At 67.8% G+C, this 23,914-nt stretch carries 17 protein-coding genes; 6 read left to right on the top strand and 11 right to left on the bottom strand.

The window, feature by feature from the left end; genetic code table 11:
* The first annotated feature begins 74 nt into the window (after positions 1-74).
* Positions 75-1,400, top strand: coding sequence for a carbohydrate porin (locus tag FHW85_RS00500; RefSeq protein WP_246866599.1), 1,326 nt, complete (start codon positions 75-77; stop codon positions 1,398-1,400).
* Positions 1,401-1,563: 163 nt separating this feature from the next.
* Here the strand turns inward: FHW85_RS00500 and FHW85_RS00495 are convergent, their stop codons facing one another.
* Together FHW85_RS00495 and FHW85_RS00490 are read right to left on the bottom strand one after the other, a co-directional pair.
* Complete coding sequence (locus FHW85_RS00495) at positions 1,564-3,432, bottom strand: beta-galactosidase (RefSeq protein WP_168646966.1); 1,869 nt, start codon at positions 3,430-3,432, stop codon at positions 1,564-1,566.
* A 9-nt stretch (positions 3,433-3,441) separates the two neighbouring features.
* Positions 3,442-4,098, bottom strand: coding sequence for a hypothetical protein (locus FHW85_RS00490; RefSeq protein ID WP_168646965.1), 657 nt, complete (start codon positions 4,096-4,098; stop codon positions 3,442-3,444).
* Here FHW85_RS00490 and FHW85_RS00485 point away from each other — a divergent pair.
* Positions 4,097-5,206 (top strand): hypothetical protein, encoded by a 1,110-nt coding sequence (locus FHW85_RS00485; RefSeq protein ID WP_168646964.1) that lies wholly within the window; start codon positions 4,097-4,099, stop codon positions 5,204-5,206. The genes FHW85_RS00490 and FHW85_RS00485 overlap by 2 nt on opposite strands.
* A 41-nt stretch (positions 5,207-5,247) precedes the next feature.
* On the opposite strand, the gene FHW85_RS00480 is transcribed toward FHW85_RS00485, so the two are convergent.
* Positions 5,248-7,434: an alpha-N-acetylglucosaminidase gene (locus FHW85_RS00480; protein ID WP_168646963.1), complete on the bottom strand. Its 2,187-nt coding sequence runs from the start codon at positions 7,432-7,434 to the stop codon at positions 5,248-5,250.
* A 393-nt stretch (positions 7,435-7,827) separates the two neighbouring features.
* Positions 7,828-7,986, bottom strand: coding sequence for a hypothetical protein (locus FHW85_RS00475; protein WP_168646962.1), 159 nt, complete (start codon positions 7,984-7,986; stop codon positions 7,828-7,830).
* Between the two features lie 121 nt (positions 7,987-8,107).
* Here FHW85_RS00475 and FHW85_RS00470 point away from each other — a divergent pair, with 121 nt between their 5' ends.
* Positions 8,108-9,346 carry a hypothetical protein gene (locus FHW85_RS00470; RefSeq protein ID WP_168646961.1) on the top strand — a complete coding sequence of 413 codons (1,239 nt, stop codon included), beginning with the start codon at positions 8,108-8,110 and terminating at the stop codon, positions 9,344-9,346.
* 17 nt (positions 9,347-9,363) lie between these two features.
* On the opposite strand, the gene FHW85_RS00465 is transcribed toward FHW85_RS00470, so the two are convergent.
* The 7 genes from FHW85_RS00465 to FHW85_RS00435 form a co-directional block, all read right to left on the bottom strand.
* Positions 9,364-10,521, bottom strand: a complete 1,158-nt coding sequence (locus FHW85_RS00465) for a metallophosphoesterase family protein (RefSeq protein ID WP_168646960.1) — start codon at positions 10,519-10,521, stop codon at positions 9,364-9,366.
* A gap of 157 nt (positions 10,522-10,678) precedes the next feature.
* Entirely contained in the window at positions 10,679-13,696 is a 3,018-nt protein-coding gene (locus FHW85_RS00460) for a TonB-dependent receptor (protein ID WP_168646959.1), read from the bottom strand.
* A 98-nt stretch (positions 13,697-13,794) separates the two neighbouring features.
* The gene (locus FHW85_RS00455) at positions 13,795-15,279 is read right to left on the bottom strand and encodes a hypothetical protein (protein ID WP_168646958.1); all 1,485 of its coding nucleotides are present in this window, start codon (positions 15,277-15,279) and stop codon (positions 13,795-13,797) included.
* Positions 15,280-15,341: 62 nt separating this feature from the next.
* A complete protein-coding gene (locus tag FHW85_RS00450; RefSeq protein ID WP_246866598.1) occupies positions 15,342-17,354 on the bottom strand; it encodes an enterotoxin in 2,013 nt (670 codons plus the stop codon).
* A 99-nt stretch (positions 17,355-17,453) separates the two neighbouring features.
* The gene (locus tag FHW85_RS00445) at positions 17,454-18,386 is read right to left on the bottom strand and encodes a hexose kinase (RefSeq protein WP_168646957.1); all 933 of its coding nucleotides are present in this window, start codon (positions 18,384-18,386) and stop codon (positions 17,454-17,456) included.
* Positions 18,383-19,321, bottom strand: a complete 939-nt coding sequence (locus FHW85_RS00440; RefSeq protein WP_343203651.1) for a carbohydrate kinase family protein — start codon at positions 19,319-19,321, stop codon at positions 18,383-18,385. The genes FHW85_RS00445 and FHW85_RS00440 overlap by 4 nt, the downstream gene beginning before the upstream one ends.
* Positions 19,318-20,520 carry a tagatose-6-phosphate ketose isomerase gene (locus tag FHW85_RS00435; protein WP_243867979.1) on the bottom strand — a complete coding sequence of 401 codons (1,203 nt, stop codon included), beginning with the start codon at positions 20,518-20,520 and terminating at the stop codon, positions 19,318-19,320. Before FHW85_RS00435 ends, FHW85_RS00440 begins: the two co-directional genes overlap by 4 nt.
* Before the next feature lie 108 nt (positions 20,521-20,628).
* Here FHW85_RS00435 and FHW85_RS00430 point away from each other — a divergent pair, with 108 nt between their 5' ends.
* The 3 genes from FHW85_RS00430 to agaR all read left to right on the top strand — a co-directional run bounded on the left by FHW85_RS00430 (position 20,629) and on the right by agaR (position 23,616).
* Positions 20,629-21,495, top strand: coding sequence for a fructose-bisphosphate aldolase (locus FHW85_RS00430; protein ID WP_243867977.1), 867 nt, complete (start codon positions 20,629-20,631; stop codon positions 21,493-21,495).
* Positions 21,496-21,610: 115 nt separating this feature from the next.
* On the top strand, positions 21,611-22,813 hold the full coding sequence (locus FHW85_RS00425; RefSeq protein ID WP_168646956.1) for an amidohydrolase family protein: 1,203 nt from the start codon (positions 21,611-21,613) through the stop codon (positions 22,811-22,813).
* A complete protein-coding gene (gene agaR / locus FHW85_RS00420) occupies positions 22,810-23,616 on the top strand; it encodes a transcriptional repressor AgaR (RefSeq protein ID WP_167254004.1) in 807 nt (268 codons plus the stop codon). The genes FHW85_RS00425 and agaR overlap by 4 nt, the downstream gene beginning before the upstream one ends.
* Positions 23,617-23,914: the final 298 nt, after the last annotated feature.

Below are 23,914 nucleotides of genomic sequence, written 5' to 3'. Positions count from 1 at the left end.
CGTTGACGTGCCACACCCGCATGCCACCATGCGCCTTGCCGCGGAAACATGGGCCGCGCCGCCACGGAGTAAGGATGAAATCGCTGCGTTTCCTGGCAGTCGCCGCCCTGCTGTCCGCCGGCCCGGCCCTGCGCGCTGACGAAGCACCGGTGTTCGTGCCGCAATTCCTCGGCGCGCAATACACCATGATCGACCAGCATCAGGACCGCGTGCATTCGCCCTACTCGGGCCCGCTCAGCCTCAGCGCACGCACCGACACCGCCCGCTCGCACACCTTCGGCGCCTACTTCGGCGTGGCCCTGCCCGCGCATTTCCAGTTCTACTTCGACGTGGAGATGTTCAAGGGCCAGGGCGTCAGCGGCGCCACCGGCATGGCCGGCCTGCCCAACGGCGACGTGATCCGCTCCGGCTCCGCCAACCTGGGCAAATCGCCCTACGTCGCGCGCCGCTTCCTGCGCTGGACCCTGCCGCTGGGCGACGACACCGAGGACAACGAGCGCGCCATGGACCAGCTGCCCGGCAAGGAAGCCGCGCGCCGCATCGAAGTGAAGATCGGCAAGATGGCGATCAATGACGACTTCGACAAGAACCGCTACGCCGACGGCACCCGCACGCAATTCATGAACTGGGCGCTGTTCAACAACGTGGCCTGGGATTTCGCCGCCGACACGCGCGGCTATACCGAAGGCCTGATGCTGGGCCTGGTCGAAGCGGGCTGGAGCCTGCGCTACGGCATCTACCGCATGCCCACCGAAGCGAACGGCTCGCGCCTGGTGGAATCGCTGCGCAAGGCGCGCGGGCAGCAGCTGGAATTGACCCTCCAGCCGGACAAGGATGGCTGGGCCTTGCGCGCCCTGCTGTTCCAGAACCAGGCGAGCATGGGCGTGTACCGCACCGTGATAGCGCAGGCGCTGGCCACCGGCAGCACGCCGGATATCCGCGCGGACGACCGCCCCGGCCGCAAGAAGTACGGCATCGGCCTCAATGGCGAACTGCCGCTGGCCGATGGCGGGGAAACCGGTTTATTCATGCGTGCCGGCTGGAACGACGGGCGCAACGAGTCGTTCGCGTTCACCGAAGTGGATCGCACGCTGAGCGGCGGTTTCCAGCTGTCCGGCACGCATTGGGGACGCCAGCAGGATCACTTCAGCCTGGGCCTGGCGATCAATGCGCTGTCTTCGCCGCACCGCGAATATCTGGAGCTGGGCGGCAGCGGTTTCGTGCTGGGCGACGGCGCCTTGAATTACGGCCGCGAACAAATCATGGAGGCGTACTACAGCTTCGTGCCGTTCGAGCATCTGACGCTGAGCCCGGATGTCCAGTGGGTGCGGCACCCTGGCTACAACCGCGACCGCGGGCCGGCGAGGTTCGTGGCGCTGCGTGCGCATGTGGAGTTCTGACGGGACCGCGACAACCTCTCAATCCTCGTCATTCCGGCGCAGGCCGGAATCCAGTGACGTCGGGGCTCGATTGTCGCGATATCGCCACGCATTTCGCTTTTGGGCGATGACGCGACAATCCAACACTGTCGCTACTGGATTCCGGCCTACGCCGGAATGACGGCTAGGCGTGCAGGTGCTCGAACCCTTCGATCGCCGCCGCTTCAACACGATGCATATCGAACACCAGCACCTCGTTCTCCCCCGCCTTCAACCACGAAGCCGGACAGAACAACCGCTGCTGCGGCCCGATCCGCCAATACCTTCCCAGCAGATGCCCGTTCACCCACACATAGCCCTTGTCCCAGGCGCTCATGTCCAGATAGGTATCCGCCGTCTTCTGCAGCGCCAGGGCGCCCTTGAAGAACAGCCCCGGCCGCTCCGGCTTGCGCGCCAGCGGACGCAGCCCCGCCAGATAAGCATCGTCGAGCGGAAAACCATGCGCCGACCAGTGCTGCTGCACTTCGCCATCCAGCCGTATCTCGCCCACGATGCCCTTGCGGTCCGCCATCGCCTGCCCATAGCCGACGTGCCCGAAGCTGTCGACCAGGATCTCGATCGCCTCGCCATCCTGCGCATGCGGCGCCGGCACCTCCACGTAGGTGGCCTCGCGCAAGCCCGGCTTGCGCACGCGCGAGATGTAGCCGAGATAACGCCCCGCGCCGAACACGGTCGCGTAATCGCGCACGCCTTCGACGGACAGGCGCCCGCCCTTCGGCGACATCGCGCGATACAGCACCATGCCGTGGTCCTGCCCGAACAGCAGCTCGTTCGCCACCGGCCCCTGATCGAGCGGCTTCGCCGGCGTAAGGTTCTCCCACAGCGACGCATACGGCTGCAGCTCGAACTTCGCGAACCGCATCGCCGGCGGCGCCGCCGGAACCGCCGGCAGCGGATGCGCCAGCTTCTCGCCGATGATGCGGCGGAACTCGCGGTAATCCGCCGTCGCCGCGCCGCGCTCGTCGATCGGCGCGCCGTAGTCGTAGCTGGTGATCACCGGATCGAACTTGCCGTAATCGGCATCCGCATTGGCGCCCGCGCCGAAACCGAAATTGCTGCCGCCATGCGCCACGTACAGATTGAACGAGCGCCCCTCGGCCATCAGCTTCTTCAGCGTCGCCGCGTAATCGCCGCGCTGGAACTCCTGGTCGCCCCAGTGCGTCAGCCAGCCGGGATAACCCTCGCCCACCCACACCGGCGCCTCGCCGGCGACCGCCTGCGCCGCGGCGAAATCGGTATCGCCGTCCAGGCCCAGCGCGCTGCCGGGCAGATACGTCTGCTGCTTCTGGATCGTGCCCAGCCCATCCGAAATGGAGAACGGCCCCTCGATGCCGCGCTCGCGCCACATCGCCTGGATCCGCTGCAGATACGCCAGGTCGCCGCCGAACGAGGCGTACTCGTTCTCCACCTGCACCATCAGGATCGGCCCGCCCTTGTCCGCCATCAGCGGCGCGATATGCGGCGCGATCGTGTCCAGATAACGCGCCACTGCCCGCATGTAGCGCGGATCGTCCTTGTCGCGCACGCGGATGTCAGGCTCGCGCAGCAGATACGGCGGCAGCCCGCCGAAATCCCATTCGGCGCAGACATACGGACCGGGTCGCAGATACACCCACATGCCTTCCTGCTGGCACAGCTTGATGAAGCGCACGAAGTCGCGGTTGCCGCTTTCCAGATCGAACACGCCGGGTTCTTGTTCCAGCGCGTTCCACATCAGATAGATGGCTACCGTGTTCAGGCCCATCGCCTTGACCATGCGGATGCGCTGCGTCCAGTACTCCGCCGGCACGCGGATCGGATGCATCTCGCCGCTGCGGATCTGGAATGGACGTCCATCCAGCAGAAACTCGCGCTTGCCGAGTGCGAAGCGATGGACGCGGCCATCGGGCGCAGGCTCCGCATGCTTCGGCGGAGCGGTTGCCGCGTCGACACGCAGGCTCAATGCACCCAACGGTGCGAGCGCACTCAGGCGCAGGAAGGCTCTTCGCCGCACGGGAACTCCTCAGGCTGGCAGGGGATGGAGGCGCATCCGCGTGGCGTCCGGGCTGGGCGAAAGCCGTTCGATGGTAGCGCGGGCCGGCAGGCCCCGCCGTGCGCGAATGCCCACGGCTGCCGCGCCCTGGCGAGCGCCCCGGGCCCGGAGTAACCTCCGGGGTCCTTGAGGGGGAATCAGGGTCATGCCACACGGAACAGGGAGTTCTGGCACGGGCGGCAGCGGCTCCGGCAGCGGGAGCGGGAGCGGGAGCGGTTCTGGCAGCGGCGGTTCGGGAGGCGGGCGCCCGCGCAGTTCCACGCCTTCGTCGTCGTCTTCGACCTCGGGGCAGCCACTGCAGCATTCGTCCACCTCGTCCACGCGCACATCCAGTACGACGCTGTCGCCCATGGTCACCCCATCGCCCAGGCCGACCACGCTGTCGCCCGTGTTACGCAGTGGCGCGGCCAGCGCGCCACGGCCTTCGATCACCACCACGGCATCGACGACCTCCACGCCGCCGCCCTCGTCCACCACCTCCTCCTCAGCGCTTTCGCCCATGCTGCCCTTGCATGGCGGCGCGACGCATTCGACCGCGCAGGCCACCTCGTCCGGTGCAGCATCGCCATCGAGCTCGCTGTCGCCGATGCCACCGCCGCCGACCGCGCCGCCGACGCTGTCGCCCATGCCTGGCTACAAGGCCTCGTCCGACAAGACGTTGACCTCGGGGCAGGCTTCTTCCGGCGGCTTCCGCCCCGCCGGCACCGAAAAAGTGGTGCAGGCCAAGCCGATCGACGAGAGCGAGTTCCGCTCACCGTCCAACCCGACCACCTCCGGGCACAGCAGCGGCTACCACGAGAGCTTTCTGCCGACGGACGCCATGCGGTTCCTGTCGCGGCGCAAGGTCAACACCGACGGCACGGCCACCATGCCGGCCTGGAGCGGCAACAGCGTGCTGCCCAAGTACGCCGGCAGCACGATCCTGGAACCGAACGTCAGGCCCGTCGCCGAAGCCAGCGACGGTGCGCGCACGGATACCGCGCAGACCGTGCTGAGCGTGCCCGGCGGCAAGCCCGCGGGCCATACCGGCTCCGGCGTCAAGACGACGGGACAGGCCGCGGCGCACGACTTCCTGCGCCACCAGGGCATGCGCACCCTGCAGGAACCCGGCGTCACCTCCGGCGTGGCAGGCACCGTCGCCGGCGCCATGACGGTCATGAGCGTCGCTCCGGGCCAGATCGCCAGCACCGCGCAAGGCGCCGGCAACCTCAAGGACGTGCAGGCCCGCTCGAGCTACGAGGAGCGCAGGAACGACGCCAAGCGCAAGCTTGGCGCGTACTACCAGTCGCTGCCGCCGAAAGAGCAGAACGTCGTGATGAAACTGGCCAAGCAGGGCATGGGCGATCTCAAGGACAGCGGCCGCCGCCTGCTGCCCGACCGTCCCCACTCGCCGCTGCGCGATCCGACCGGCGGTACCGGGGCCGCCCTCAGCGGCGGCGGCTACCTGCCCATGCCGCCCGTGCTTACGCCGACACCGCCGCCGTCCGCGTTCGCGCCCATACCCACCAGCAGCTCGTCGAGCTCGTCGTCGACATCCAGCACGCACCAGACGCCGACGATCGGCACGCCTGTCGTCACCGCGCCCCCGAGACTGGCCACGACGACCACCACCACGACCACCGTCGCCACCGCCACGCCGCCGACCACGCCGAGCACCGCGGCCGGCGGATCCGGCGCCGATGCCCGCGGCATCGCCATGGACATCACCAGTTCGTTCCGTTCCGATCGCAAATAGCCGTACGCGCGCAGCCTGCCGCGACCGGATGACGATCCGGCTCAGTCGCCGGCAGCGGCGCAGAGCCGCAACCGATGCGCGACCTCCCCGGCGAGGCGCCATGGATCGCCGGCGGGTTCCGTAACGTACGGCTCGCGCGAGCGCGCCCAGGACTGCTCCATCGCGTACCAATCGATCGGCTGCGTCCGACTGCCGTTCAATCCATCCTGCAGCGTGTCGAACAAACGCCGCCACCGTTGCGCATACAGCCCGCCGACCAGGCCCGCCAGCTCGCGATTGGCATAGTCGTGCAAGCCGCCGCGGTCGGCGCCCGAGCGGTCGCCCCAGCTGGCCAGGATCGAGCGCTGGTCGTATTCGAGCTGCGCCGCTTCGGCGTCGTCGCGCGCGGCGGCCTTTGCGTGCATCAGCCAGCGGCCGAGCAGGAAGTCGGGGTCGGAGGCGAGCAGGCGGTCGAGCATTGCCATGTCGTCCATCCATGCGGTGGTCAGTGCCTGGAACTGCTTCGTGTCTTTCGCTTCGTAGGCTGCCTTGATGCGCGGCAGCAGCAGCCGCGATTGATTGCTGAGCGCCTGCCGCGTGATGTCGACCAGGTCGTGGCGATACGCAGAGGTGGTGCGCAATGCCGGCGCCACCTCGAGCAACTCGCATACGGCGCCGTTGAAGCGTGCGGGATCGTAGCGCGCAGCGGTGGGCGACCAGGTCGCCGCGCTGCGTACATCCAGGCTCGGCCTTGCGCCAAACAGACCGTCGTGCGGTTCCGACCATTCGCCCGACGGCATCGCATAAGCGGTCTGCGCGAGGATCCGCCACGCAGCGCGCGCATGAGCGCCGCCGCCGCCGTAGCGGTACACCGCATAGCGCTCGAACCAGCGCGGCGCATCGTCCGGCACCGGCGTCCAGGCCAGGGCCGTGAACAGCGCATATGTGGCCGGATCGGTGCCGCTGCCCTCCGGCATATAGGCGATGCCACGCAGCGAGCCCGCATCCTCGCGCCGCCACGCGGCGAAGCGCCGGATCCACACACCGGCGTTCGCCCCCAGCGTGGTGTGGCCGCCGAAATTGGGAATGGTGCCGAATGCGAACGGCGCGCCCGCCCAATCGCGTTTGCGGTCGATGCCGTTGTAGCGGTCGGACAGGCCATCGACGATCAGCAGGCGCTCATGCGGTACCGCCGCCATCACCGCATGCGGCGGATTGTGCTGCCAGCCGAGCAGCACCCAGCGCGCGGCAGGATGCGCGGCATCCAACGCGGCGAACACTTTCTTCGCAGCCTCGCCCACCGGTACGTCACCGGCGCGCCCGCCCTCGTGCAACAGATCCATCTTGTACAGCACACCATCACCGAACAGCTCACGCTGGTGGCGATAGAACGCAGCAGCCACCTTGGCGAAATGCGCATCGCGCGGATCCAGCCAGTCCGGCCGCTGGAATCCCACCCACTCGCCCTGCGGCACCAGGGCCGCACCGGGCTGCTTCGCCGCGAAGCCCGGCGGCACCGTGCCGAAATAACCCGGCAGCACCGGCTGCATGCCCAGTTCGCGCAGGCGCTCGACGATACGGCGACCCAATGCCACTCGCTGCGCGAACAGTTGCGCCGATATCGGCCCGCCGAAACCCGACATGTTCTGCAGCAGCCACCACGGCTGATGCGCGGGTGCCGGGATCCACGCGCGCAGTTCATCATCGCTATAGCCGAACTCACGGAACGCGCGGCGGTACACCTCCTCCGCACCCGCCGGCACGAACACCTCGTTGATGCCGCGCAATGCGAGCAGGTCGATCTTGTGTTCCCATCCCGGCCAGTCGAGATAGGCGTCCGAATAACCGTCGTCGACGTCGTTGAGGGCGAATCGGTCGGGCACCACCGCATGGCTTTCGATCGGATGCGTCGGCGCAGGCAGCGTGGCGGGCAGCCGGTCGAGGCTGTCGCCCGGCCAGCCGATGCTCACTTGCGGCACGTGTTCGAGATAAGCCTCCGCGCCGGCCAGCAGCGCAAGTGGCGATGTGCCGGCGATCTCGATATGGCCCGCCAGGCCGCGAATGCGGTAGCGCTCTTCCGTGCCGGACGGCAGTGCGACCAGCGCGATCTGCTGCGCATGATGCGGCAGCAGGCGCTGCAACGCCGCGCGTGCGGGCCCCACTTCGAAAGCCGCGCCGGCATAGGCAGCGCACGATGCCACGGCCAGCACGCCCGCCAGCAACCCCTTCATCGTGCCGGTGCGAGCCATCGGTACTCCTCCCATGGGCCAGAGCCGCCAGATTACTTGCTCGCGCGCCTGCCTCGCGGTGCCGGCGGCACCGGCCGCCGGCTCACTGGCAGGCGGCGGCGACCGCGATTAGTCTTCGGGGTCCTTGATGGGGATCAGGGCAATGCCAGGGAAGCCGGACGCAGCAGGCGGTGGTTCGGGATCAGCCAAGCCGCAGGGCACGCCCCCTGCCGCGCGGCCGTCGGGCCGTGCGCCTGGCGGCGTTGCCCCACCCACCGCTCCCCCGCTGCGGTTACCGCCGCCCATGCCAAGGACGCATGCGTCACCCGGCCTGACCCGCATGCCGCCGTCGACGCCGTTGGTGCCGCCCCGCCCATTCGGCGCCGCGGCGCCGTTGACGATGTCGCATAAGCCTCAGGCTGCCACGGGGTCTTTGCCCGCCCGGCACATGCCTCCTTCGTCACCATCACCCGTGGTGCCTTCATCCGGGGCGCTGGCAGGCATGGGGACGACACCGGCCGCCGTCAGCTCGCCGGGATCGCTGTCGCCGATGCCGGCGGCGGGCTTGCGCACGCCATCGCCGGCCACTCGATCCGTATCGTCTCAACATGATCCGCGCCGTGCGGCAACCGCCGCCGCGGCAGGCACGCTGTCGCCGATGGTGACGCCCCTCACTCCCGCGTCGCGGCCGCCCATGGCGCCCCGTTATCGCGCCGCGGACGACCGGACACTGACGCCTTCGCAGGCCAAGGCCGGAGCGTTCAAGAAGGAAGCCACCGAAAAGATCGTGAAGGGCAACAAGACCACCTCGGCGGAATTCCGCGCCGCCTCCAACCCGACCAAGGCCGCGTCCGCGCATAGCACCGGATACCACGAAGCGGCTGCCCCCACCGACATGGCGGTATTTCTGTCCGGCCGCACCAAGGGTGCGGTGGAGTCGACCCTGCCCGCCACCAAGAGCAAGTCGGCGCTGCGCCATTTCTCCGGCGGGAAGATCCGCGAGGCCAACGTCAGGCCCGTCATGGAAGCCAGCGATGGTGCGCGTACGGATACGGGCAGAACCTTCGTCAGCGTGCCCGGCGGCGGCGCGGCCGGACATAGCGGCTCGGATACGCATACCGCCGGCCAGGCTGCGGGACACGATTTCAATCGCGTGCAGATGATGAAGATGCTGCGGGCGCCCGATCTGACGCCCCCTTCGGCCGGCGTAGCCTCGGCCGCGCTGATGGTGATGAGCATGGCGCCCGGAGAACGCGCCGCCAGGGTCAAGGATGCGGGCAAGCTCAAGGACCGGGGAGCGCGCAAGACCTATGAAAGCGATCGCAACGCAGCCAAGACCAAGCTCTCGCGCTATCACCGCGCGCTGTCCGCCGCCGATCAGGCCACGGTAATGCGCCTGATGGGCGGCGCGATGGGCGATCTCCAGGACAGCGGGCGGCACTTGCTGCCCGACGCGCCTCATTCGCCTTTGCGTCATCCCACCGGTCCGACCGGAGCAGCCATCGCCGGCGGCAGCTATATGCAACCTCCGCCACTGGCGCTGCCTCCACCCGCGGCGGCTTCAGGCACCTCCGTCGCAGCGCCGCGCTCCACCCACCAGGCCGCGACGGCAAGCGCCTCTTCCGCGGCGTCACAGCAGCCGCCCCCGGGCGCTGCGTCTGGAAGCGCCAAGCGGAGGCGCGCGGATTCCCCGCCTGCCGGCACTGTCGCGGGTCCGACTCGGCCCGCCGCGGTTCACGGCAGGCAGACAACGCAGGTCGTTGCTGACCCTTCCACTTCACGTGCCACCAAACGCGCTCGTGCGGAACCCCAGATCGCCGCGGCGGCGACAAGCGCAAGTGCAGGACCGCATTCACCTGCGGCCACCACACCCTTCCCGTCCCCGCGCGACGTCAATCTGGATGTCAGCAGCCATTTCCGTGCGCCCCGCTAGCAGGGCGACACCTGCCGCTATTTATCCCGCCGCTTCAGCACGAAGGCCTCCACGGTCTTGCCCGTCCGATCGATCACGCTCACTTTCAGCACGCGCTCATCGGCTTCGACCCGCGCGATCTGGTCCTGGCCCAGCGCCAGGATGGTGAAGTCGTTGCCGCGCTCGCCCGGCTTCACCCGTTCCAGCCGATGCAGATGGCCGGCGATGAACAGGTCGACCTTCGCTTCGTTCGCGCGCTTCGTCCATTCGCCATCGGCGCCGTCCAGCCAACCCCATGCGGGATCGTGGCCAAGCACCACCGTGAACGGCGCAGCGCGCACCCGTGGCTCTTCAGCCAGCACACGCTTGAACCAGGCGTATTCCTCTGCACGGTATGCGCGCAGATCGTTGAGGCCCGCATAGACGTTGGTGGCGTCAGGCTTGTCCTCGCCGGTATCGACCACGACCAGATGCACCGGCCCCTGGTCGCGCGTGTAGTAATAGCGGCTTTCCTGCGCATGCAGATAGTCGCCGAGCGAACGGGCGAACTCGCCGCGGTATTCGTGGTTGCCGCGCGCATAGAGCAGCGGCATGCGGCCCTGCAGCCCCGTCGCCAGCGGTTCCAGGAACTTGTCTTTCACCTGATTCTCGCCGGTGGCGTAATGCACGCCGTCGCCGGTATGCACGACGAAGTCCACCGGTTGGCGCTGCGCCAGTTCCGCCAGGGCGCGGACGCGCTCGACGTTTTCATGCGTGTCCGTCATCGTCGCGAAGCTGGTACTCGGCTTGGACGCATCGAACGTCGTGAAGCTGTAGACATCACTCTCCGCGGTCCTGCCGCGGTCCGGCCAGTACGGCCGCAACGCAACCACGCGCCGTGAGGCAACCCGGTACTGATAGGTGCGCCCCGGCTGCAATCCGCGCAGCACCACGCGATGCATCGTGCCCACCGAGACCAGGCCGTCGACCTGCGGCACCGCCTCATGGTCGAGCGCATGCTCGCCGTAGCTGACCTTGGCGTCGCTTGGCGCATCGGTCATCCACTCGATCACCACCGAGTCCTCGGCCATGTCCAGCAGCAGCGGACCCATGGTGATGGCCGGCGTGGCGTCGTAGACCTTGTAAGGCGCGTTGGCGTCGTCGTCCACGGCGGCGGGCGCCGCCGCGGTCTTGGCTGGCATCGGCTGGGCATGCATGGCGGACATCCCGCACAGGAGAAAAAAGATCGAACCTGCCTTGATTAACCCCAAACCAGCCATCGATATCTCCGCCCGCTGCAGTTCAAATCATCCGGACACGCCATGTGGCCGGATGGGCATTCCATGGAAAGGCACGTCCCTGTGCCGTCGCTCATCAATAGTCGTAAGTCACCGAGAAGCGCAGGTAGCGCGGCGCCTGCATCACGCGCGGCGTGCCGTACAGCGGATTCAAGGTGCCGTCGGACTTGGCATACAGGTTCGGCGTGATGTTCACCACCGGCTGGCTGTTGAACACATTGAACACGTCCAGGTGCAGGCCCAGCTTGTGCGCGGCGAAGTCCGGCGTGTACTTCACGCCCAGGTCCACCTGGCGCTGCCACGGCAGGCGGCCGATGCTGCCCGGCGTCACCGGCACGCCGCGGCAGAAGTGGTACGAGGAGCCATAGCCGGACGGATCCGGGTTGTCGCCCGGGAACAGCCCCAGGCACACATTCGGCGCACCCGAGATCAACGACACATTGCCCGACACCAGCCACTCCGGCGTGATCTGGTAATAGCCCCACAGCTTGATCTGGTGGCGGTGGTCGTTGCCCTGGTCGCCATTGCTGTAGACCATGATCGGCGCATTGTCCCAGTCGGCCGATTCGCTCGGGCCGTCGGACTGCACGTTCGACTGCGTCCAGCCCTCGGTATTGCCATAGCTGCGCGAGAACACGTAGTCGAGCTTGCCGTACCACTTGCCGTCGAACGGATGCTCCAGGAACAGGTCGAGCTCGTAGTACTTGCGCTTCATGTCCGGGAAGCCGAGTTCCTCGCGGCTGAGCTTCACGTCGTGGTGCTGGCCCGCGTCGTCCACCACCACGAAGGTGTTGGCGCGGCCAGCGTTGATCAGATAGCAGCTGTTGAGCGAGCTGACGTTGTAGCCCAGCGCCTGCGCCTTGGCGGTGATCAGGTCGACGTCGCAGAAGTCGTCGATCGCGCTGCGCAGCACGCGGCGGGTGGCCTTGGCGCCGTACACCCACTCCTGCCCCAGGGTCTTGGTGAAGCCCAGGATGTACTCGTCCTGGTACATCGACTTCAGGTCCTTGGCCGTCACCGTCTTCGGGTCGGGCAGCACGCCGAAGTTGTTGTTGGCCGAGACCGGCGGCGACATCTGGGTCAGCCCGCTGGGCGTGCCGTCCGGATTGATGCCGCTGTAGGTGAAGTACTGCGTGGTGCTGGTCTGCGCGCCAGCAGCGCTCAGCGCCGGCTCCAGCGGCGAGGCCAGATAGTAGCGGCCGATATTGCCGAATACCTTGAAGCTGGAATCGCCGTTGACGTCCCAGGCAAAGCCCAGGCGCGGCGCCCATTGCGCGGTCTGCTTGATGTACGGCTGCGCGTTGGCGTTGTAGTTGGTGAACTGGTCGTTGCGGATACCGAGCGACAGCAGCAGGCGGTCGTTGAACTGCCAGTTGTCCTCGATGTACTGCGCATGCTCCACCGTCTTGACGTTGGCCAGCTGGCTGTTGACGTTCCTCATCACGTAATAGCCGGTGGCGCCGTTGGGAAAGCCCGCGGTTGGGCCCACGCCCAGGCCCGGGTCCAGCGGCGCGGTCGGATGATCCGAATGGCCATAGCTCCAGCTGTAGCCCGGACCGGAAGTCACCCTGCCCTGGTTCAGCGCTTCGGCGGTGAGGTTGTCGATGCCGGCGGTCAGCGTGTGGTCGCCCAGCTTGTACTCCAGCGCCACGCGCAGGTTGGTCACCGTGTTGCCGCGGTCCGGGTCGTACAGCGAAGTGGTGGTCTGGTTGTTGAAGCGCGGCTGGCTGCCGACGATGGCCGGGTTCTGCGCGGTGATGCCCGACACGTAGGTCAGATCCGGGGCATAGCCGACCGGCTGCTGGAACGCGCGCGTCTTCATCTTGCCGTACTGCGCGGTGAGCGTGAGGCTCTCGGTCAGGTAGCCGGTGTACTTGCCCGTCCACAGGTCGCCGCCGTTCTTGGTGCTGTCGGCATGGCTGACCAGGCGGCCGGGCACCATGTTCTGGAAGTCGTAGCGGTACAGGTTGCCCTGGTACGAGCGCTTGTTGGAGGCGCCGGTCAGTTCGACAATATTGCTGTCGTTGATGTTCCAGTCCAGCTTCGCGTACCACTTGGGCATCTTGTACTGGTAGGTCTGGTACGGCGAACTGCTGGTCACCGTGCCGACCGAGCTGCCCTGCTGCTTGGACATCTCCGCCGAGGCGAAGAAGAACAGCTTGTCCTTGACGATCGGGCCGCCGACATAGGCGTCGTAGGTGGTGATCCAGTATTCGTTCTTCTCGCGCGGCGAATACAGCGAGCCGGTCGGCAGCGGCGGATTCGGCAGGCCGTTCTGGTAATAGAAGTTCTTGGCCGAGGAACGCAGCGATGCTGGTTCCCAGCTCGCGCGTCCGCCGAAATGCCATTCGTTGGTACCGCGCTTGCCCACCATGTTGAGCACGCCGCCGTCGGAGCGGCCGTACTGCGCGCTGTAGCCGCCGGTGTAGGCCTCTTCCTGGTCGATCGAACCGTAGGGCAAGGTCAGGCCGCCCTCCGACTTCAGCGGATCGGTCGTGTTGAAGCCGTTGATGTAGTACGCGTTCTCGTTGGCGCCCGAACCGCCGAAGCTGACCAGCGAGCCGCCGGTGGCGCTGGTGAAGCCGCCGCCGTTGTTCACCGCGCCCGGCGCCAGCCGCGCCACGGCTTCGGCCGAATAGCCCAGCGGCAGCTTGGCCAGCTGCTCGGAGGTGATCACCGTGCGCGAGTCCACGCTGGTCACGTCGATCGCCGGCAGTGCATTGGCGGAGACGCTGACGCCTTCGAGGTTCTTGGTGGCGGCCTCGGTAAACGACACGTCGGTGGCCGCACCCACGCGCAGGGCCACGTTGTCGCGCGTCTGCACGGCCTGGCCGCCGCGCTTCAAGGTCACCGTGTAATTGCCCAGCGGCAGCTGGTTGGCCGAATAACGGCCGCGCTCGTCCACCGCCACGTCGCGCTGCAGGCCATTGCCGCTCTGCAGGGTGACGGTATCGCCCATGCCCGCCGGCACCTGGCCGACGATGCTGCCGGTGGTGGACTGCGCATGCGCGATGCCGCCGGTGAGGCTGAGCGCGATCAACAGGCTCAATGGGCGTGGACACAGACTCTGGTACTTGGCTTGACGCTTGTTCATTTCGGCAACTCCCCAATCGTTTTATGGCTCATTGATTGACCGCTCCTTCCCCGCTGCCGGCGCGCGGCCGGCAGCTATCGGCGTCCATGCCGGCCCTTTCAAACCATCCGTTCGAAACTCAGCAGCGCGGCGCTGCCGCGCGGCACGGCGATGCGCGCCGCGCCTTGCGTATCCAGGTGCACGTCTTCGTTGGCATCGGCGAAGCTCACGCCATCGCGGCTGTCCAGCGCCGGCGCGCGCAGGCGCATGGTGTTGCCCTTGCCGTAGCCGGCCAGGCCGCCGACGGCGACGTCGGCGTCGCGCAGGCAGTCCTTGTTGATCAAGGCGACCAGCACGCTGTCGCCGCGCCGCGCGGCATAGGCGCCGAGGTTGGCGCCGCCGGTGTCGAAGCGCGCCGGCAGCATGCGTGCGCCGGCAAAGCGCTGCGCCAGCTCGATGCCGTGGAACAACGGCCGCGGCTGGAAACCCAGTTCGACGTTGCCGGCGATGGCCGAATAGCGGGAACTCACGGCATCGCGGCGCGCGGCGATGTCCGTCGCCGTGGTGGAAGCATTGGCCTCGCGGCCAAGAGAAGCCTCCACCGAAGCCAGCGTGCCGCCATGGAAATGGATGCCCGCAACGCCCAGTTGCGCCAATGCGAGCATGAAGTCCGCGCCCCAGAGCGCGGAAGCGAAAACGTTGCTGACGCCGTCGCGGCCGCCGAAGTAATACGAGTTGGCTTCGGTCAGGCGCAGCGGCAGATGCGTGGCATCGGCAAGGCCCGCCAGGCGCTCGGTATCTTCGATGCAACCTGGATCGCCGCCGAGCAGGTCGCCGATCGAACCGCGCGGCGCGGCATCGCGATAGTAGTGGCGGCTGAGAAAAACGCTGTCCTTGCCGTGCCGCCGGGCGAACTCGGCCACCCAGTCGGAGTTGGCGCCGGTATCCGGTCCGCCGAGCGGCAGGCCGGCCTTCCGCAACGCTTCGGCGTATGGCAGCCACATCGCCTCGAAGCTGGCGTAGTCCTTCGCGTAGTTGTTCGCCTCGTTGCCGATCTGGATCGCCACCAGATCGTCACCCGCCGCCTTGCGCACGGCCTGGGCCAGCTCCACCGCCATCGCCGGCACGCCGATCTTCAGATTGACGCCGAAGATCAGCTTCCATCCGGTCGCACGCAGAAAGCCGGCCAGTTCGCGCAAGGCCTCCGGGCGCAGCATCACCGGATGCTGCGGCCCGCCCTTGCGCGCCGGCTGCGGCGGCAGCGTGCCGCGGTATTCGCTCCACACCGTGAAGTCGCTGGTATTGCCGCCGATGCGCAGCACGCCCCGCGGATTCATGCGGCGCAGCAGTTCCACCAGTGAGCGATTGCCGGCCGAGAAGAAGGTCGGATCGGCCAGCTGGCCGGTCTCGTAGCTGAGGCTCGCCAGCGACTCGCTGACGACGCGCCCCGTTCCTTCCGGTTTGATCGCGAAACTCGCCTGCGCCGCATCGGCCACGGACGGTGCCCGCTCCGCTGCCCGCGCCAGCCCGCCCAGCGTACCCGCCAGCGGCAGCAGGGCCGCCGCTTTCAACAGTCCGCGCCTCGTGCGCTCGAACGTGGTCATGCCTACCTCCCCGAAGATCGCCGGCCGTCCGCGCACCTCCCGTGCCGGACAGCCGGATCCGCTCAGCGCGTGGGTGTCAGTTCCAGCGTCAGCACTTCGAACGGCGCCAGCTGCACCGTCGCCGCGTGGTCGGCATCGAGCGAAGCGGGCACCTGCCCGCCGCCGGTCTTCCATACGTCGCGCACGCTGAAGTTGCGCGCGGCATCGGCCGGCAGCTGCAGTTGCCGGGCCAGGTCGAGCACGGCCGTCTGCGGCTGCGCATCCGGATTGCGCAAGGTGACGATGGATTTCTTCGGCGACCACGCGCCCCAGCCGTACACGTCCAGGCGTCCCGGGTCGCCGCCGATCCAGTGCGAATCGCGCAGCACGTCGGCGTTGTCGCGCGCCCAGCGCGCGGCCTCGGCCAGCGCGTCCCAGTCCGCTTCGGTCAGCAGCGTGGGCGTGATGTAGAGCTCCTGCAGCTGGGTGCCGGTGGCGAAGTACGAGCGCACTTCGCTGGCGAAGTCGTGGCCCGGATCGCTGCCGAGGTTGCGGTTTTCCTTCGCATAGATGATGCCGTGGAGCATCAGCGAATTGAGCGGGAACAGCGGCCCCTTGACCACGATATTGCGGTAGGTCTCGCGGTCGCGGTAAGTGATCCAGCGCTCGCGCTTGCTGCCCACGCCGGTGAGGTCGTCGTCCTCGCCGTCGCGCCAGATCGAATCGGCGTAGCGCAGCCAGAACGGCGAAGCCGTGGTGCCGGTGGTCAGGTTGATATAGGTGCCCGGCTTGGCCGCGCGGATGTCCTCGATCAGCTGGATCGCCGCGCCGAAGTCGCTGTCGAACACGCTGCCCGGGAATACCTTGTCCGCATTGCCGGTGCCGTCAAACTTGAACTGGTTGACGCCGTCCTTGGTCACCAGCTCCATCACCGCATCGTGGAAACGCTGGTAGTACTTCGGGCCGGACAGCGCCAGGCCGCCGTCGATGATCTCGTAGCCGGCCTGCGCGCCGCGCTCGGCGCGCTCCTTCTTCGGCGGGCCATAGCCGCCCCAGGGCGACAGCCACATGCCGGGCGCGGCGCCGTACCTGGCGGCGGCATCGCGCAGCGGCAGGAAGCCGTGCGGGAAGTCCTTGCTGAAATGCCAGCTGCCGCTGCGGTCGTCCCAGCCGTCGTCGAACAGGAAGGAATCGAGCTTGACGTGGCGTTTCACGCTCAGCGCCTCGCCGAAGGCATGGATGCGGTCCAGCGCCTGCGCTTCCGTGTAGGGCGTGAAGTAGCCGATGTCGTACCAGGAGTTGTAATGCAGGAATGGCGCGTAAGGCCGCGCGCGTTCGCGTTCGACGTAGGCGGCGAAATCGCGGCGCAGCTGGTCGCCATGGGTGGCGCCGATCACCGCCGAGTAGGTCACCGATTGCCCCTTGCGCAGCGGCAGCTCGCGGTCGATCCACAGATTCACCTTGCTGCCGTGCACCTGGCTGCCGGACAGCGGATGTTCGAAGCCGAGGTAATCGCGGCCCGATACCACCGGCGAGCCGGCCACCGTGCCGATCACTTCCGCATCGGCGATCTTCGCCTGCAGCAGGTCGATGCGCTTGATCGCCTCGTCCTGCTTCAGCGCCGTGACGGTGACGATCTCGCGCAGGTAATCCGAACCTTCGCGCTGCACCAGTTGCCAGTCGACGCGGAAGCGGCCGTCGGCGTCGATGAAGCTGGTCTGCACCGACTGCCCCTTCAGGCGCTCGGCCAGGCGCGAAGCCTTGGCATTGGCCTTGAGTGCCGCTGTCTTCGGCGCGGCGCTGGCGCGCATGTCGGCCGTGGTGATTTTGCTGCCGTCGGCGAGGGTCAGCACGAAGGGGGCGGTGACCTCCAGCGGGCGCTGGTTGATCTTGTCGTCCACCACCAGGCGATCGAGCTTGCCGTCGGCATACGACCAGCGCGCGGCGATGGCGCTGTTGCCGAAGGCCGCATCATCCGCGGCCTGGGCGGAGCCGATGCCGAGCACGGCGAGCAGCACGGCGATGAATTTGCGGCGCGGCCTGGCTAACGCAGGCCGCAGCGAAGGCGGAAGTTCGGATACGGATACAGGTGACATGCCGCAGTTCTCTCCAGTTCTGGAAAACACCACGGTCCTCCCCGTGGCCTCGTAACACCGTCCCGCGCGCCGCCGCTCCCACGGCGTCGCGCGGTGTCGTCAACCGTCGTAACGGACCAGCCGTACCTCCGGCAGCAGCGTTTCCACCTGCGCCCGCTGCACATAGCCGGTCTCCTCGTGCAGCGCGTTGGCCGCGCCGCAGGCCACGCCCAGGCGCAGCGCCTGCGCGGGCTCCTGGCCGCGCCGCAGCGCCACCGCCACGCCGGCCAGGAAGCAATCGCCCGAGCCCACCGCATTCGCGCTGTGCGCGATGGCGAGCGAGGCGTGCCAGCAGGCCGCGCCGTCGAACCCCAGCGCGCCTTGCGCGCCGAGCGTGATCACCGGAAATGCCACGCCGCGCGTGTGCAGCTCGCGCGCCACGGCGGCGGCGTCTTCCAGCGTGTCCACCGCGCGGCCGGCCAGCTGGCCCGCCTCGTCGCGGTTGGGCTTGAGCAGGAAGGCGCCGGCAGCGGCGGCCAGGCGCAGCGCTTCGCCGCTGGCGTCGACCAGGCAGGGCAAGCGGCGCGGCGCGATCTGGCGCAGCAGCGCGGCATAGGTATCTGCTTCGAAACCGCGCGGCAGGCTGCCGGAGAACACCATGGCGTCGGTGTCTTCCACGCAGCGCCACAAGGTGTCCAGCAATTGCTGCTGCGCGCGCGGCTGCAGCAACGGGCCGGGATCGAGCACTTCGGTCATGCGCCCGCCGCGCTCGCGCAGCGCCAGGCAGTGGCGCAGCTCGCCGGGAATTTCCACGCCGTGGAACAGCACGCCGCGCTCGCTCATGCGGCGGGCGATCAGGTTGCGGTGGAAGGCGTCGGTCAGGCCGACCAGCTGCACCGGCTCGCCCAAGGCGGCGATGGTCTGCGCCACGTGCAGGCCCTTGCCGCCGGGATACGCCTGCACCGCGGCGGCGCGCTGAACTACGCCAGGCTCCAGCGCCTCCAGCGTGTACAGCCGGTCGATCGCGGTGTTGAAGCCGGCGACGGTGATCATGCGGCGCCCGCCAGCAAGGCCGCGACTTCGTCCGCGCTGGCCTGGCGCGTGGTGCCGCCGATACCGCGCGTGGACAGGCTGCCGCAGGCATTGCCCCAGCGCAGGCAGTCGCGCAGCGGCAGCTGGCGCAGCCACGCATGCAGGAAGCCCGCATCGAAGGAGTCGCCGGCACCCGTGCTGTCCACCGCTTCGATGGCGAGCGCCGGTGCGATCAGCAGCGCGCCGTCATGCAGCACCGCGCAGCCTTGCCGGCCGCGCTTGGCCACGATCAGGGTGCGGCCGTTGTCCAGGGCGGCCAGCGCCTTGCGCACGTCGGTCTCGCCGGTCAGCGCGCGCAGCTCTTCTTCGTTTGGCAGAAATACGTCGACGTCTTCGAGCACGCCGCGCAGATCGTCGCCCCAGCGCTGCTCGGGATCGAAACCCGGGTCCAGCGAGATGCTCAGCCCGGCCTCGCGGGCGCGCGCGAACAGTTGGCGGATCTCGGGCCGCAGCGCTTTCTGCAGATAGAACGAAGACACATGCAGGTGGCCCGCGCCCGCCAGCAGCGCATCGCTGACATCTTCCGCGCGCAGTGCCGCAATGGCGCCGCTGAAGGTCACCAGCGCACGGTCGCGCGGCGTGGACAGCGAGACGGTGATGCCGGTGCGCAAGCTGGCTTCCGGCTGCAGCGAAGCGACATCGATGCCGGCCTCGCGCATGGCGCCGAGGCAATAGTGCCCCCACGCATCCGCACCCAGCCGGCCATGGAACGCCACCGCATTGCCCAGCCGCGCCAGGCCCATCGCGCAGATCATCGAGGAACTGCCCGGCGTCATCAGGAAATCGTCGGCCAGCACTTCCTGGCCCGGCGCGGGCTCGGCATGCAGGCCTTTCAGGACCAGGTCGACATTGACCTCGCCCACCACCAGCACGCGTCCAGGCACGGCCGTCGTCACGCGCCGTTTCCGTGCAACGTGAAGGACTGCACCACGCGCGTGAGCACGCCTTGCGAGGGTGCGTCGGGGCGATCGCCAAGACGCAGGCAACGGAAGAATGCCAGCAGCTGGCCCACCGCCACATCCGCCAGCAGCGAAGGCAGTTCGCCGTGGTGGCCCAGGCCGGCGAGTTCGATCGCCACGTCGCCGGGCCGCAGTACGTCGGCGGGGATGCCCTCGCCCACCACCAGCTTGGCCAGGCCCAGCTGCTTGCGGTCCAGTTCGCGCAGCAGGTCCAGCTCGTAGCCGCGCACCGCCGGATCCGCCGACAGGAAGCCGACGATCAGCGTGCCGGGGCGGATGCTCGACATCGGCCCGTGGCGCAGGCCCAGGAAAGTCTCGGCCATAGTGATGACCTTGCCGCCGGTCATCTCCACCATCTTCAGCGCTGCCTCGTGCGCGGCGCCGATGCCGCCGCCGCTACCCAGGTACACCGCGCCCTCGACGTTGCGCGAAGCCAGTTCCGCCAGCGCCACGGCTTGTTCGTCGAACAGGTAGTCGACCACCGCGGCCAGCGCGGCGACGGCCTGCCCGGTCAGCACGCCGGCGCTGTCCAGCAGCAGGCCGGAACCGGCCAGCAGCAAGTTGGTAAAGCTGCTGGTCATCACCAGGCTGCGGTCGTTGGTGCGCTCGTCCAGCACCAGCACGGTGACGCGCGGATCGTGGTTGTAGCGCGTGGCGAGCTTGCCGTTGGCATTGCAGGTGATCACCAGGTGCCGCCATGCCGGCGCATCGGCCAGCACGCGGTCCACCACGCCGCAGCTTTCGGGGCTGTCGCCCGAACGCGCCAGCGAGATCAGCAGGCCCTCGCCCGGCGGCAGCACGCCGCGCCAGTGCGTAAGCAAGGTGCCGGCGGCGATCGCCTGCGCGGGAATGCCCAGGCCCTCCTGCAGCGTGGGCGCCAGGCATTCGCCGATATACATGGAGCTGCCCGAACCGGTCAGCACGATGTGCGGCGGCCGCGGCGACATGGCGCGCGCCAGCCGCTCGCGCACCGCCGGCTCGCGCAGCAGGGCCGCGGTGCCGCGCCAGGTGGCTGGCTGCTGCAGCACCTCGCGCAAGGTGTCGGCATAGCCGGCCGTCTGCTGCTCCGCCACGGGACGGCTGCGCAGTCCGGAAAGACCGTCGTTTTCTTTCGTTTTCTTATCAACTATTGACATTTCGGCCGTTTCGCTCGAATGTGAAACCGTTCGATCACGAAACGCAGGGTATTCGAAATGATTCAGAGCACACAAGCCCTTTCGAAAACTTCCGAACGGTTTTCGAAATTGGCGCTTTCACACGGCAAGCGCACCCGCCTGTGGCGCCTGCTGTACGGCCATGGCCCGCGCAACGGCAGCCTGCTGGTGCTGCCGCTGGACCAGGGCCTGGAACACGGCCCGACCGATTTCTTCCCCAACCCGCCCGCGATCGATCCGGACTACCAGTTCCGCCTCGCCGTGGAAGGCAACTTCTCCGCCATCGCGCTGGGCGTAGGCCTGGCCGAGAAGTACATGGGCGAGTACTGCGGGCGCATTCCGCTGATCCTCAAGCTCAACGGCAAGACCAATATCCCCAGCGACGCGGAAGCCACCTCGCCGCTGTTCGCTTCGGTCGAGGATGCGGTGCGCCTGGGCGCCGACGCGGTGGGCTACACCATGTATGTGGGTTCGCCGCGCCAGGCGGACGAGATCCGCCAGTTCGAAAAGGTGCGCCAGGACTGCGAGCGCTACGGCATGCCGCTGGTGATGTGGTCGTATCCGCGCGGCGAGGCGATCGAGGCGAAGGGCGGCAAGAACAGCCTGTTCGCGCAGGACTACGCGGCGCGCGTGGCGATCGAGATGGGCGCGGACATCGTCAAGCTGCACGAGCCCAACGACCACCGCACGAATGCACCGGCACCGTACGACCAGCTGCAGGAAGATGCCGCCGCGCGTGCCGAACGCGTGGTGCGCTCGGCCGGCCGCACCATGGTGCTGTTCTCCGGCGGCGAGAAGAACGACGACGATGCGGCGGTGCTGCGCAAGGTCGAGTTCTACATGGCCTCCGGCGCGCAGGGCGTGATGTTCGGCCGCAACATGTGGCTGCGCCCGCTGGACCAGGCGGTGGCGCTGGTGCACGAGGTGCACAAGATCATGGCCAGGTACCCGCGCTGATCGTCGGACGCAGGTTGGGGTGAGCCGCAGGCGAACCCCAACAACCCGTGCACCGCCGTCACCACGTTGGGGTTCGCTGCGCTCACCCCAACCTACGCGACCAGAAAACGCTCACATGCCCAAACCCTGCCTCTGCTGCTCCCCGCCCACCGGCGCCGGCACTGTCCGCATCGACAGCGGCAAGAACCAGCTCGCCACCGCGCCGGACGAGAGCAAGAGCAGCCTGCGCCTGTTCGACTTCAAGCCGCGCAGCATGCTGCACGTGAAGCAGACCCGGGTGGAGCGCCCGCGCTTCCCGGTGATCGACATGCACACCCACCTCACCTGGACCGCCAACGTGCGCAACGGCGTGTCGGTGGGCGAGGAAATCACCATCTTCGCGCAACCGGAAGACCTGTTGCCGGTAATGGACCGCAAGGGCATCCGCACCCTGGTCAACCTCACCGGCGGCACCGGCGCGGGGCTGGAGCAGGCCATCCGCACCTTCGACCAGGCCGCGCCCGGCCGCTTCCTCACCTTGACCGAACCCTCGTTCGGCCTGTTCGGCGAAGCCGACTATGCCAACCGCCAGGCCGACGCCATCGCGCATGCCCACCGCACCGGCGCGCGCGGCCTGAAGCTGTTGAAGACGCTGGGCCTGTACCTGCGCGAGCACATCGACGACGGCCCGCTGGTGGCGATCGACGACCGCCGCTTCGACCCGATGTGGGAAACCTGCGCCGCGCTGGGCTTGCCGGTGTTCATGCACGTCTCCGATCCGGAGGCGTTCTTCCTGCCCACCGACGCGGGCAACGAGCGCTACGAGGAATTGGCGAGGCATCCGGACTGGTCGTTCTACGGCCCGGAATTCCCCAGCAATGCCGAACTGATCGCCGCGCGCGACCGCCTGATCGCACGCCACCCGAACACCACCTTCGCGCTGATGCATGTGGGCAACGGCGCGGAAAACCTCGCAGCCGTGGCGGCCTGCCTGGAGCGCTATCCCAATACCCTGGTGGACATCAGCGCGCGCATCGGCGAGCTGGGCCGCCAGCCGCGCACGGCGCGGCGCTTCTTCGAGCGCTTCCAGGACCGCATCCTGTTCGGCACCGATGCGGTGCCCTCGCCCTGGGGCGACGACGTGCCGCAGCAGCTGTTCGGCGACGCGCTGTACGAGATCTACTACCGCTTCCTGGAAACCGACGACGAGTACTTCGACTACGCCCCCGCGGAAACCCCGCCGCAAGGGCGCTGGTCCATCTATGGGCTGGACCTGCCAGACGCTATCCTGCGCAAGGTATACCATGACAACGCCGCACGACTTCTAGGCCTTCCATGACTCCAAACCGAGCCTCCGCCCCGACGCGCCGCCTGCTGGTGGAAGAGCGTCGCCGCCTGATCGTCGAATACGTCGAGAAGCAGGGCCGGGCCACGGTGGAAGAGCTGGCCAGGCAGTTCAGCACCTCGGCCGTCACCATCCGCAACGACCTCGAATCGCTGGCGCGCACGTCGGCCATCGCCCGCTCGCACGGCGGCGCCCTGCCCGCCACCGCGCCCAATGCGCACGACACGCCGCTGAACATCAAGGAGACGCGCCATCACGCGCAGAAGCTGCGCATCGGCCAAGCCGCGGCGCGGCTGATCCAGAATGGCGAAACGGTGATTCTCGATTCCGGCTCCACCACGGTGGAGATCGCGCGGCAGATCCGCCAGCAGAAATTCGAGTCGCTGACCGTGATCACCAATGCGCTGAATATCGCGCTGGAGCTGTCGGGCCTTTCCAATATCCGCGTGATGATGCTGGGCGGCCTGCTGCGCGAGACCTCGTATTCGCTGGTCGGCCCCGACGCGGAACAGGCGCTGGCCAAGCTTTCCGCCGACAAGCTGTTTCTGGGCGTGGATGGACTCGATCCGGTGGTGGGCGTCACCACGCCGGATCCGCTGGAAGCTTCGCTCAATGCGCTGATGATCCGCGTATCGCGCGAAACCATCGCGGTGTTCGACGCGAGCAAGCTGGGGCAGCGCAGCCTCTCGGTGATCACGCCCGTGCAGCAATTGCATCGCGTGATCACCGACAACAGCGCCGAGCCGAAGGCAGTGGAAGCACTGCGTGCGGCGGGCGTGGAAGTGATGCTGGTCTGAATCCTTAGCAGCGCACGACGTAGGTTGGGGTGAGCGCGGCGAACCCCAACGATGCGTCGCGCCTGCATGGAGCGTGTTGGGGTTCGCTGCGCTCACCCCAACCTACGGCGCCCCCTCCCCCTTCATCGCGCTACTGCGATGCGCAGCACTTGCATCGCCGATAACTTTCATTATTCTCCGATTTTCGTCGATTAACTTCCGTTTTGAATCAATAACTTTCATTTTCGCTTAAAACGAAAACGAAACCGGAATAACGGTCGACGCGACGCGAAACCTGCCTGACCCGCAACACCGGACC

Origin of the sequence: Dyella sp. SG609 (genome assembly GCF_012275375.1) — a bacterium.
GTDB lineage: Bacteria > Pseudomonadota > Gammaproteobacteria > Xanthomonadales > Rhodanobacteraceae > Dyella_D > Dyella_D marensis.
Note: the sequence above shows the minus strand (reverse complement) of the source record. Positions and strands in the feature narration are given on the sequence as shown.